Origin of the sequence: Phenylobacterium sp., assembly GCF_030697925.1 — a bacterium.
Taxonomy (GTDB): Bacteria; Pseudomonadota; Alphaproteobacteria; order Caulobacterales; family Caulobacteraceae; genus Phenylobacterium.
Genome location: NZ_JAUYOJ010000007.1, coordinates 1 through 11,472, shown reverse-complemented (window position 1 = coordinate 11,472; position 11,472 = coordinate 1). Strand labels below are relative to the sequence as shown.

At 68.2% G+C, this 11,472-nt stretch carries 11 protein-coding genes and 1 tRNA gene; 7 read left to right on the top strand and 5 right to left on the bottom strand.

Going from position 1 to position 11,472, the window contains the following annotated elements:
• Window positions 1-171: 171 nt before the first annotated feature.
• From Q8Q88_RS01030 to Q8Q88_RS01015, 4 genes are all read right to left on the bottom strand, one after another.
• A tRNA-Ser gene (locus tag Q8Q88_RS01030) sits at window positions 172-261 on the bottom strand.
• Window positions 262-357: 96 nt separating this feature from the next.
• Window positions 358-801, bottom strand: a complete 444-nt coding sequence (locus Q8Q88_RS01025; protein WP_305673342.1) for a PaaI family thioesterase — start codon at window positions 799-801, stop codon at window positions 358-360.
• Window positions 802-810: 9 nt separating this feature from the next.
• Entirely contained in the window at window positions 811-1,284 is a 474-nt protein-coding gene (gene rraA / locus Q8Q88_RS01020; RefSeq protein ID WP_305673341.1) for a ribonuclease E activity regulator RraA, read from the bottom strand.
• Window positions 1,281-2,825: a class I adenylate-forming enzyme family protein gene (locus tag Q8Q88_RS01015; RefSeq protein ID WP_305673340.1), complete on the bottom strand. Its 1,545-nt coding sequence runs from the start codon at window positions 2,823-2,825 to the stop codon at window positions 1,281-1,283. The genes rraA and Q8Q88_RS01015 overlap by 4 nt, the downstream gene beginning before the upstream one ends.
• Window positions 2,826-3,014: 189 nt before the next feature.
• On the opposite strand from Q8Q88_RS01015, the gene Q8Q88_RS01010 reads away from it, so the two are divergent.
• The 4 genes from Q8Q88_RS01010 to Q8Q88_RS00995 all read left to right on the top strand — a co-directional run bounded on the left by Q8Q88_RS01010 (window position 3,015) and on the right by Q8Q88_RS00995 (window position 7,240).
• Window positions 3,015-4,490 carry an AMP-binding protein gene (locus Q8Q88_RS01010; RefSeq protein WP_305673339.1) on the top strand — a complete coding sequence of 492 codons (1,476 nt, stop codon included), beginning with the start codon at window positions 3,015-3,017 and terminating at the stop codon, window positions 4,488-4,490.
• Window positions 4,491-4,696: 206 nt separating this feature from the next.
• Window positions 4,697-5,884: a thiolase domain-containing protein gene (locus Q8Q88_RS01005; protein ID WP_305673338.1), complete on the top strand. Its 1,188-nt coding sequence runs from the start codon at window positions 4,697-4,699 to the stop codon at window positions 5,882-5,884.
• 2 nt (window positions 5,885-5,886) lie between these two features.
• A complete protein-coding gene (locus tag Q8Q88_RS01000; protein WP_305673337.1) occupies window positions 5,887-6,303 on the top strand; it encodes a Zn-ribbon domain-containing OB-fold protein in 417 nt (138 codons plus the stop codon).
• A 73-nt stretch (window positions 6,304-6,376) separates the two neighbouring features.
• Window positions 6,377-7,240 (top strand): alpha/beta fold hydrolase, encoded by an 864-nt coding sequence (locus Q8Q88_RS00995; protein ID WP_305673336.1) that lies wholly within the window; start codon window positions 6,377-6,379, stop codon window positions 7,238-7,240.
• On the opposite strand, the gene Q8Q88_RS00990 is transcribed toward Q8Q88_RS00995, so the two are convergent.
• Window positions 7,227-8,441, bottom strand: coding sequence for a CaiB/BaiF CoA-transferase family protein (locus tag Q8Q88_RS00990; protein ID WP_305673335.1), 1,215 nt, complete (start codon window positions 8,439-8,441; stop codon window positions 7,227-7,229). The genes Q8Q88_RS00995 and Q8Q88_RS00990 overlap by 14 nt on opposite strands.
• A 162-nt stretch (window positions 8,442-8,603) precedes the next feature.
• Here Q8Q88_RS00990 and Q8Q88_RS00985 point away from each other — a divergent pair, with 162 nt between their 5' ends.
• From Q8Q88_RS00985 to Q8Q88_RS00975, 3 genes are read left to right on the top strand one after another with little or no spacing between them, the layout of a single operon-like run.
• Window positions 8,604-9,338 (top strand): IclR family transcriptional regulator, encoded by a 735-nt coding sequence (locus tag Q8Q88_RS00985; RefSeq protein ID WP_305673334.1) that lies wholly within the window; start codon window positions 8,604-8,606, stop codon window positions 9,336-9,338.
• 45 nt (window positions 9,339-9,383) lie between these two features.
• Window positions 9,384-10,550 carry an acyl-CoA dehydrogenase family protein gene (locus Q8Q88_RS00980; RefSeq protein ID WP_305673333.1) on the top strand — a complete coding sequence of 389 codons (1,167 nt, stop codon included), beginning with the start codon at window positions 9,384-9,386 and terminating at the stop codon, window positions 10,548-10,550.
• Entirely contained in the window at window positions 10,547-11,329 is a 783-nt protein-coding gene (locus tag Q8Q88_RS00975; RefSeq protein WP_305673332.1) for an enoyl-CoA hydratase/isomerase family protein, read from the top strand. Before Q8Q88_RS00980 ends, Q8Q88_RS00975 begins: the two co-directional genes overlap by 4 nt.
• The last annotated feature ends 143 nt before the right edge of the window (window positions 11,330-11,472 follow it).

Here is an 11,472-nt window from a genome sequence, read left to right as displayed (position 1 = left end):
TGCTCGTTGATGCCCCCTGATCGAATGCCAAGGGCAGCACGCCAACAAGCTAGCCTAGTTTGGTGGCGCTTCCGCAAAACCGACACGGTGAAACGCTCTGTGACACACAGTGTGCAACATGGGCGCGCCCAAGCGGATCATTAGATTGTTTTTATTGGACATTTCCGAGTCTGGCGGAGAGGGTGGGATTCGAACCCACGGTACCCTTCCAGGTACGCCGCATTTCGAGTGCGGTGCTTTCGACCACTCAGCCACCTCTCCAGAGACGACATCGGGCCCCGTTGAAAGGGCCCGCTGAGCGAGGCGCGGAACCTACTCATCCGGCCCCGCCAGATCAAGCGGGCGTTTTGGCGCCCCTCAGTTGGGCCGCAAGACCATCTGGCTGCAGCGGAAAAGCGCCATCACCTTGCCGGTGTCGCGGTTGGTCGCCACCGCGTCCCAGACCTGTGTGGTGCGGCCGCCGTGGATCAGGCTCGCCTCGCAGATCACCGTCTCGCCCTCCTTGGCGGTGCCCAGGAAGTTGGTCTTGATCTCGATGGTGGTGAAGCCGCTGGACCCCGGCGGCAGGGCCATGCGGCAGCCATAGCCGCAGGCGGTGTCCAGCAGGGCCACGACGCTGGCGGCGTGCATGTAGCCGTTGGGCGCCATGTGCCGCTTCTCGACCTTCACCTGGCTGCGCAGGTGGCCGTGGGCGACCTCCAGGACCTCGATCGCGAGCTCGCCCGGCAGGTAGCCCTGCTGCATGCGGTTGAGCGCGCCGACCGGATCGGCGTCGGTGAGGGCGGGAAACTGGGCGGCCATGGCAGGCTCCTATCCGTCGGCGGCGAGCACGGCGATCCCGTCCTCGTCGGCGTGCAGCATGTCGCCCGGCACGAAGACCACGCCGCCGAAGGCCACCGGCGTGTCGACCACCCCGTCGCCGCGCTTGATCCCGCGCATGGGGATGGTCCCCAGCGCCTTGATCCCGATGTCGAGGGTGGAGAGCACCACGCTGTCGCGCACGGCGCCGAAGACCACGATCCCGGCCCAGCCGTTCTTCACCGCGTCGCCGGCCAGCACGTCGCCGACCAGGGCCCGGCGCAGCGAGCCGCCGCCATCGACCACCAGGACGCAGCCCTCGCCCGGCTCGGCCAGCAGGGCCTTCACCACGCTGTTGTCCTCATAGCAGCGGACCGTCCGGATCGGGCCGGCGAAGGCGGTGTTTCCGCCGAAGTCGCGGAACGGGACCTCGCAGACCTCGATGGTCTCCTCGTGCTCGTCGCAGAGGTCGGCGACCGAGCTCACGAGGCTGGGCCCTTGTAGGCGTCGCGCAGATCGCGTTTCAGCACCTTGCCGATATGGCTGCGCGGCAGGTGGTCGACCAGCTGCAGGTCGGCCAGGCGCTGGGTCTTGCCCAGCTTGTCGTTGACCCAGGTCTTCAACGCCTCGGCGGTGAGCGACTGGCCGGGCTTCAGGGCCACGAAGGCGACCGGGGTCTCGCCCCATTTGTCGGAGGGCACGCCGACGACGGCGGCCTCGAGCACGCCCTCGTGCTTGACGATCTCGGCCTCCAGGTCGCTGGGATAGACGTTGAACCCGCCCGAGATGATCATGTCCTTCTTGCGGTCCATGAGGGTGAGGAAGCCGTCCTCGTCGAAGCGGCCGACGTCGCCGGTGCGGATGAAGCGCAGGCCGTCGGGGGACCACCATTCCGCCTCGGAGGTCTTGCCCGGCTGGTTGTGGTAGCCGACCATCATGGCGCCGGAGCGGCCCACCACCTCGCCGATCTCACCCTGGGCGACCTCCTTGCCGTCCTCGTCGATCAGCCGGATGTCGTGGCCCGGCAGGGGCTTGCCCACCGTGTGCAGCTTGTCGGGATATTCGTGGGCCACCAGGCCGCAGGAGCCGCCGCCCTCGGTCATGCCGTAATATTCGATCAGCCCGCCCGGCCAGCGCTTCAGGACGTCGGCCTTGATCTCCGGGGAGAAGGGCGCGCTGGTGGAGAACTTCATCTTGAAGCTGGAGAGGTCGTAGCTGTCGAAGTCGGGCCGCTCCATGATCCGCCGGTACTGGACCGGCACCAGCATGGCGTGGGTGGCGCGGTGCTTTTCCGCCAGCTTCAGGAACTGCTCGGCGTCGAACTTGGGCATCAGCACCGCCGTGCCGCCGTTGGAGATGGTCGGCAGGTAGGAGACCAGGGTGGTGTTCGAATAGAGCGGGGTGGAGATCATGGTCACGGCGTCGGCCGGATAGACCCCGCGGCGGATCTGGCCCCAGCGCATGCGGTGCGGCTGGACGATGCCCTTGGGCGCCCCGGTGGTCCCCGACGAATAGATGATGTTGAAGCCCTGGTCGGGATCGACGTTGACCGGGGTCGGCGTCGCGCCCTTGGGCGCCAGCCAGGCCTCGAAGGCGACGCCGGCCGACGAGCCGTCGAGGGCCACCCGCTGGGCCGTGATCTGGTCGGCGACCCCCTCGAGCTGCTTGGCCACGCCCGCGTCCAGGAAGAAGACCTTGGCGCCGCTATCCTGGAGCATCATCACCAGGCTCTCGGGGGTGGATGACGGGGCCAGGGGCGCGACGATCGCTCCGGCCCGCAGAACCCCGAAAAAGGCCGCCCCATACTCCGCCGAGGTGGTGGCGCAGGCGGCGACCACATCGCCGGTCTTGACCCCCTCGCGCTGCAGGGCCGCGGCGATGCGGTCCATCAGCTCGTCCAGCTCGGCATAGGAGATCGTGCGGTTGGCGTCGACCAGGGCGGGCTTGGCGCCCAGTTCCTTGGCCTGCTCGCGGACCACCTGCTCCAGCGTGCCGAACTCCTGGGTGAGCAGCTCTTCCACCGACATGACCATCTCCCACTCAAACGCTTGTACGACGTCCTAAAGCCCGAATTGGCCGGCGCCGCAATCGAGGCTTGCCATCCAAGCCCGCCGCGAAGGAAACTCGGCGCGCCCGCCAACCGCATTCCGGCGGCCTATCCCATTCAAGATCAGCGGGCCGCCAGAGCCCGATCCATTTCCAGGGACGGAACCCATATGTCTGACGAGATGATCTCGCTCGGCGCCAAGCTGAAACTGCTGGCCGAGCTGAAGCCCGGCGCCCCGGCGGTAAGCTGCGGGGATGTCACCCTCACCTACCTGGAGTTCCACAGGCTCACCAACCGCGCGGCGCGGGGCCTGCTCGCCCACGGGGTCAAGCTGGGCGATCTGGTGACACTCGGCCTGCCCAACTCCACCGACTTCGCCGTGGCCTGCTGGGCCATGTGGAAGGTCGGCGCGACGCCGCAGCCCGTGGCCTTCCGCCTGCCCAAGGCCGAGCTGGAAGCGATCATGGAGCTGGCCAAGACCCCGGTGGTGATCGCCCAGTTCGAGCACCAGATCGACCGGCCGCTGCTGTCGGTCTCCGATTTGCTGGCGCTGTCGGACGACGACAGCGACCTGCCCGACGTCACGGCGCCGGTCTCCAAGGCGCCCACCAGCGGCGGCTCCACGGGTCGGCCCAAGCTGATCCTGGCCGGCCAGCCCGGCGTCAGCACCAAGGAGATCCCGGAGGTCGGCGGCTGGCGGCTGAAGGCGGACTCCGTCGCCCTTTTGCCGGCGCCGCTCTACCACAACGCCGGCTTCGGCATGATGATGGCGGCCTTCGCCATGGGCGCGCACATGGTGCTGCTGCCCAGGTTCGAGGCCGAGGCGACCCTGGCGGCGATCGAGAAGCACCGAGCCACCTGGGTCTATCTGGTCCCCACCATGATGAACCGCATCTGGCATCTGCCGCAGGAGGTGCGCGACCGCTACGACCTCTCGTCCCTGGAAACCCTCTGGCACCTGGCGGCGCCCTGCCCGGCCTGGCTGAAGGAGGCCTTCATCCACTGGGTCGGCCCCGAGACGGTGATGGAGCTCTATGCCGGCACCGAGGCCCAGGCGGTGACCATCATCTCCGGCGCCGAGTGGCTGGAGCACCGCGGCTCGGTGGGCAAGGTGACGGCCGGCGAGATGATGGCGGTGGGCGAGGACGGCCAGCCCCTGCCCCCGCGCGAGGTGGGCGAGATCTATATGCGCCCGCCGGAGGGCGCGCCGCCGACCTACAAATATCTCGGCGCCACGGCCAAGACCCTGCCGGGCGGCTGGGAGAGCCTGGGCGACATCGGCTGGTTCGACGAGGACGGCTATCTCTACCTGGCCGACCGGCGCACCGACATGATCCTGGTGGGCGGCTCCAACGTCTATCCGGCGGAGATCGAGGCGGCGCTCGAGGAGCATCCCGACGTGCAGTCCTGCGCGGTGATCGGCATCCCCGACGACGACCTGGGGAACAAGATCCACGCCATCGTCCAGACCAAGGGCGCCCGCGACGAGGAGAGCATCCGAGCCCACCTGGCCTCACGCCTGGTCACCTACAAGCAGCCCCGGACCTACGAGTTCGCCGACGAGCCCCTGCGCGACGACGCCGGCAAGGTCCGCCGCACGGCGCTGCGGGACGAGCGGATCGCGAAGTTGAAAACCCCGGCTTAGCTCACCCCACCTTCGTCATCCTCCGGGCTCGCGAAGCGAGATCCGGGGGACCCAAGCGGCGTGGCAAGTTCGGCGACTCGGCTTGGGTCCCCCGGCTCGTCTTTCAGACGACCGGAGGATGACGAGGGGGTGGCGATCGCGATTGTCGCCCTTGCTGCGCTGCGATAAGCCAAATCCATTCTTCAAAGATATTTCCGGGGAACCGCATGAGCATAAGAGGCAAGGCCTACATCATGGGGGCGTACGAGCATCCGCTCCGTGACGCGCCCGACAAGTCGACGCCGCAGCTTCACGCCGAGTGCGCCAAGGGCGCTCTGGCCGACGCCGGCCTGACCAAGGACGATATCGACGGCTATTTCTGCGCCGGCGACGCGCCCGGGTTCGGGGCCATGTCGATGATCGACTATATGGGCCTGCGCAATGTGCGGCACATGGACTCCACCGAGACCGGCGGCTCGTCCTACCTGCTGCATGTCGGCCACGCGGCCCAGGCGATCGCCGAGGGCAAGTGCAAGGTGGCCCTGATCACCCTGGCCGGCCGTCCGCGGCAGAACAAGGGCGGCTGGGGCGGCGGCGGCGCCAAGCCTGGCCAGCTCTCCGACGGCCCGCCCGAGGCCGGCTACGAGAGCATCTACGGCGGATCGACCCACAACACCTATGGCATGTGCGCCATGCGCCACATGCACGAGTACGGCACGACCTCGGAACAGCTCGCCTGGATCAAGGTGGCCGCCAGCCATCACGCCCAGTGGAACGAGCACGCCTTCCTGAAGGACGTGGTCACCGTCGAGCAGGTGGTGAACTCGCGCATGATCTCCGACCCGCTGCACTTGCTGGACTGCTGCGTGGTCACCGACGGCGGCGGCGCCCTGATCGTCGTGGCTCCCGAGATCGCCAAGAGCCTGAACCGGCCCAAGGTGAAGATCATGGGCGCGGGCGAGTCCCCCAAGGGCCCGATGGGCGGCAGGGACCTGGACCTCACCCATTCCGGCGCGGTCTGGTCCGGCCCCATCGCCTTCGGCGAGGCGGGCGTCACCCCGGCCGACATCAAGTACGCCTCGATCTATGACAGCTTCACCATCACTGTCCTGATGCAGCTGGAGGACCTCGGGTTCTGCAAGAAGGGCGAGGGCGGGAAGTTCGTTTCCGACGGCAACCTGATCTCCGGCGTCGGCAAGCTGCCCTTCAACACCGACGGCGGCGGGCTCTGCAACAACCACCCGACCAATCGCGGCGGCATCACCAAGGTGATCGAGGCGGTGCGCCAGCTCCGCGGCGAGGCACACCCCAAGGTCCAGGTGCCCAATTGCGACATCGCGCTCGCCCATGGCACGGGCGGCTCGCTCGGCGTCCGCCACGGGGCGGCCACCCTCATCATGGAACGGGAGGCTTAGACATGAGCGACGTTCAAGAAGCTCCCGCCGTCATGACCCGCAAGATCCCCGCCCCGGCGGTGACCATCGAGAGCAAGCCTTTCTGGGATGCGGCCGCCGAGGGTCGGTTCCTGATCAAGCGCTGCAACGGTTGCAAACAGGCCCACTGGTATCCGCGCGCCATCTGCCCGTTCTGCTTCTCGGAGGACACGGTCTGGGAGGAGAGCCCCGGCGAGGGGGTGATCTACACCTACAGCGTCATGCACCGCTCCCCGACCGGCCCCTACGCCATCGGCTATGTGACGCTGAACGAGGGTCCGGCGGTGATGACCAACTTCGTCGACGTGACGCCCGACGGGCTCTCCATCGGCCAGAAGGTGAAGGTCAGGTTCCAGGAGACCGAGGGCGGCCCGCCCGTACCGGTGTTTGCGCCGGTCTGACAAAAAGGCGGTCTGATTGACTGCCGCTAGGTGACGTCCGGCGTCCTGCCTGCCGCGAGGCGGAGGGCGCCGGATGGACCACGACCTGTTGCGCAAGCTGGGCGCCGCCCGCGGCATCCCCGTCGGAGACCCGCCCGCCGTGGGCCGGGCGCGCAGCGGCGATCTCGAGCTTTCCTATCTCGACTGGGGCGGCGACGGACCCACAGCGATCTTCCTGCACGGCGGATCGCTGAGCGCGCGCACCTGGGACCTGGTCTGCTCGGCGCTCCGGCCGCGCCTGCGCTGCGTGGCCATGGACCTGCGCGGCCATGGAGACAGCGGCTGGGCGGACGACTACCGGATCGCCGCCTCGGTCGGCGACGTGTTGGCCCTGGCGGAACACCTGGGCGTGGCGCGGCCTCATCTGGTCGGCATGTCCCTCGGCGGCTGCGTCGCCGGCCACGCAGCAGCGGCCCTCGGCGCCGCGAGCCTGACCTTCGTCGATGTCGTCGACCAGGTGGACTTCGGGGCCAGCGCCAACCTGCGCGGCTTCATGGGCGCGATCACCACGACAGCCAGCGTCGAGGCGATGGTCGCCAAGGCCCTGGCGGCGAGCCCTCAGACCGATCCGGACCTGATGCTCTACCGCTACCAGGCCCTGATGAAGGCCGGGCCGGACGGCTTCGATCTGCGGCAGGACCGCCGCCGCCCGCCGGACTTCCCGCACATCCTGGGCCAGCTCGCCGACCTGGAGGGCCTGGCCTCCGACGTCGCCTGCCCGGTCCTGGTGGCCCGTGGCGAGCGTAGCCGGATCGTTACGGACGAAACAGCCGCGGCCTTCGCAGCGCGCTTCCCCGACGGGCGCTGGTGCGTGATCCCCGAGGCTGGCCACAACATCCAGGAAGACAATCCCGTGGCGCTGGCCGAGGCCCTGGCGGCTCACATCAGTCGGCCTTGAGCCCCATCTCGGCGCGGACTTCCTCAGTGTTCTCGCCCAGGCGCGGGGCGTGGCGGCGGATGTTGCTGGGCGAGCCGGTGAACTTCACCGGCGGCTTCATGGCGTTGTAGGGACCGCTGTGCGGGTGCTCGTAGCGCTCGAAGAAGCCCACGGCCTTGAGGTGGGGATCGTCCGGCAGGTCATCCAGCCGGGCGGTCTTCACCACCGGGATCGACAGCGGCTTCAGCAGGGCCAGCCACTCCTCGGTGGTCTTGGTCTGGGTGACCTCGCCCACCAGGGCGTAGAGTTCGTGGATGTGCTTGCCCCGGGTCGAATAGTCGGAGAACCGCGGGTCCTTGCCAAAGGTCTCGGCCATGCCGGCGGCGGCGAAGAACTGGTCCCACTGTTTGTCTGTGTACGGCAGCAGGCCGATGTAGCCGTCCTTGGTCTGGTAGGGCTTGCGGTTGGCGTTGGCCACCCGCTGATAGGCCCACTGGCCGGTGGGCGGCTCGAAGGTGTGGTCGTAGAGGTGCTCCACCAGGGTGAAGCTGGTGATGCATTCCAGCATCGGCACCTCGATGAACTGGCCCTCGCCGGTCCGCTCGCGGTGCAGCAGGCCCGCGGTGATCGCCTGGGACATGAACAGGCCCGAGACCTTGTCGGCGATCAGACTGGGCAGGATGCGCGGAGTGGGATTGCCGTCGGTGCGCGGCAGCAGGTCGGCCATGCCCGAGGCCGACTGGATCAGGTCGTCATAGGCCGGCTCCCCGGCATAAGGACCCTCCGAGCCGTAGCCGGCGGCGTGGACATAGACCACGTCGGGGCGCAGGGCCTTCACGTCCTCATAGGCCAGGCCCAGGCGCTTGAGGCCATCATAGCGGATGGAGGTGGCGAACACGTCGCAGCTCTTGATCAGCGCCTCCAGCAGCGGCCGAGCCTCGGGGTCCTTCATGTCCACCAGGACCGAGCGCTTGTTGCGGTTGATGGTCAGGAAGATGGGGCCGAGGTCACGCGGGGCGTCCTTCGGCACGTGGCCGGCCCAGCGCATGATGTCGCCGCCGTCGCCGCGGCCCGAGCCCGGGTCCTCAAGCTTGAACACCTCGGCGCCCTGGTCGCCCAGCATCTGGGTGGCGTAGGCGCCGAAGACCACGCTGGTGAGGTCCAGGATGCGGATCCCCTTGAGGGGGCCCGTCGCGGCGGCAGCCAAGGTCTTAGGTTCCATCAAGCGCCCTCCCGAGGCGTGCCGATCCCGGCCATCATGGCGCAAAGCGTGCGCGCCGCGCCAGCCTCGCCTGCCCTAGGCGCCGTTACGGGCGCCAACAACAATTTCACATCGCCGCAGAGACATTCCATATATGTGGAAATCTTCGAGGACCCTCGACACATGACCGCTTCCACAGTGAAATCGGCCCGACGCGTCATAGAAATCATGGAGTATTTCGACCGGATTCGCCGGCCGCTTTCGCTCAAGGAGATCTGCGATCACCTATCGTATCCGGTATCCAGCGGCGCCACCCTGCTCAAGAGCCTCGTTCTACTTGGATACCTCGAGTACGACCGCCGCAGCCGAACCTATCTGCCGACCATGAGGATCGCCGTGCTGGGCAGTTGGGTCCCGGCCACCCTGTTCGGCGAGATCGACATGCTTCCGATGATGGAGGGCCTGCGCAACCGGACCGGGGAGACGGTGATCCTCGGCACCCAGAGCGATCTCTTCGCCCAGTATGTGCATGTGGTCCATTCGACCGAGCCGCTGCACTACACGCCCTCGCCGGGGATCGTGCGGCCCCTGGCCCGCAGCGGCGTCGGCCAGTTGCTGCTGAGCGCCCAGGCGGACGACGACATCGACCTGCTGGTTCGCCGGATCAACATCTCCGAGGACGGCGAGCGGATCACCCTGGCCGAGGTCATGAAGGACATCTCGGCCATCCGCCGCCAGGGCTATGTCTATACCCGAAACCTGGTCACCGACGGGGTCGGCCTGGTGGCGGTGCTGCTGCCCGTCGCGCCGTTCGGCCGGCGGTTCGCCATCGGCCTCGGAGGTCCCGTCGCGCGGCTGGACGCCCGGCTGGACGAACACGTGGAGACCCTGCGGGCCGCGGCTCAAACACTGGCTTGACTGCCGTTACGCTCGGCGGCGCACATAGGACCCCAAGAGGAAACCATGGACTTCGCACTTTCCGACGAACACCGGATGCTCAAGGAGCTGGTGGCGCGGTTCGTCAAGGACGAGCTCATGCCGCTGGAGGCCGGGGTCCTGGCGCGCGAAGCTTCGGGCGGCGGGCTCGGCATCGGCCCGGCGGAGCACAAGCGGCTGGACGAGGTGTCCCGCTCGCTCGGCCTCTGGGGCCTCGACGCCCCGGAGGATGTGGGCGGGGTCGACCTGCCCGCCGTGGCCATGGTCGGGGTCAATGAGGAGCTGGGCCGCACCGTCACCCCCTACACCCTGCCGCCCGACAGCCCGAACCTGCGCATGCTGATGGCTACGGTGAACGAGCGCCAGCGCGAGGCCTATCTCGCGCCCTACGTGGCCGGCGAGACCATCTCGGCCATCGGCATCTCCGAGCCGCAGGCCGGGGCCGATCCGGCCGGCATGCTGACCACCGCCGAGCGCGACGGCGAGGACTGGATCCTGCGCGGGCGCAAGATCTGGATCAGCCGGGCCGAGGACGCCGACTTCACCATCGTCATGGCGGTGAGCAACAAGGAGAAGGGCACGCGCGGCGGGATGAGCGCCTTCCTGGTCGACAAGGGAACGCCGGGGTTCAACGTCCTGCGCAGGATCCCGATGATCGGCGGGGCGGCGACCTATGAGATCGCGCTCGACGACTGCCGGGTCGAGGGCTGGAAGCTGCTGGGCCAGGAGGGGAACGGTTTCGCGCCGATGCAGCTCCGGCTGGGCACGCGGCGGATCGAGATGGCGTCCTGGTCGATCGGCATGGCCCAGCGGGCGCTGGACATGATCTGCGAGTACGCCCCGCAGCGGAAGACCTTCGGGCTGCCGCTGTCGGAGCGCCAGGCGATCCAGTTCTGGGTCGCCGACGCCGCCACCCGTATCCACGCCGCGCGGCTGATGACCTATGACTGCGCCTGGAAGCTGGACCAGGGCCGAGACGTCCGCCAGGAGATCTCGATGATCAAGGCCTACGCCACCGAGATGGCGTGGGAGGTGGTCGACCGGGCCATGCAGACCTTCGGGGCCATGGGCATGACCAAGGAACTGCCGCTGCAACTGATGGCCGCCAAGCTGCGGACCATGCGAATCTACGACGGCCCCACCGAAGTCCACAAATGGGTGGTGGCCCGCAACCTGTTGGGGACCAGACGATGAAGACCGCTTACGGCGAAAACCTGACCGTGACCCTGGACGGCCACGTGGCGACGGTGGTCATCGACCGACCGCCCTACAACCACGTCTCGGTCGGGTTGATGCGCGACCTGGCCGACGCCCTGGAAGACGCCGACCGCGACAACAACATCCGCGCCATCGTCCTGGCCTCGGCCGGCAAGGCCTTCTGCGCCGGCGCCGACCTGGTCTCGTCCGACGGGATCGCCAACAACGGCATGGGCGGGATCAACGCCCTCTACGACCAGGCGGTGCGGCTGTTCTCGGTGGAGACCCCGATCGTCGCCGCCGTCCAGGGCGCCGCGGTCGGCGCGGGCCTGGGCCTGGCCCTGGTGGCCGACTTCCGGGTGGCCTCGCCGGAGGCCAAATTCTCCGCCAATTTCGTCAAGCTGGGCTTCCATCCGGGCTTTGGCCTCACCCACACCCTGCCCCGGCTGGTCGGCGAGCAACGGGCGAGCCTGATGTTCCTTACCGGACGCCGGGTGCCCGCCGAGGAAGGCCTGGCCTGGGGCCTGGTGGACGAGGTGGTCCCGCAGGAGCGCCTGCTGGCCGCCGCTCAGCGCCTGGCCGGCGAGATCGCCGAGAACGCCCCCCTGGCGGTGATCGCCACCCGCAAGACCCTGCGCGGCGAACTGGCCGCCGCGGTTCGCGCCCGCACCAATCACGAGCACGCCGAGCAGGCCATCCTGCGGACCACCGAGGACTTCGCCGAGGGCGTCCGGGCGGTGCAGGAGCGCCGGCCGGGCAACTTCCAGGGTCGATAGAATTTCAACATGGGGTAATGGGCGGTTGCTCTTCACACGAGGCCGCGGAGGATCGGTCTCATCGGGAAGAGGAGACTGACCATGGAGTCCTTTGCCGGCCTGGATGTCTCGATGGAAGAGACGCACGTGTGCATCGTGGATCG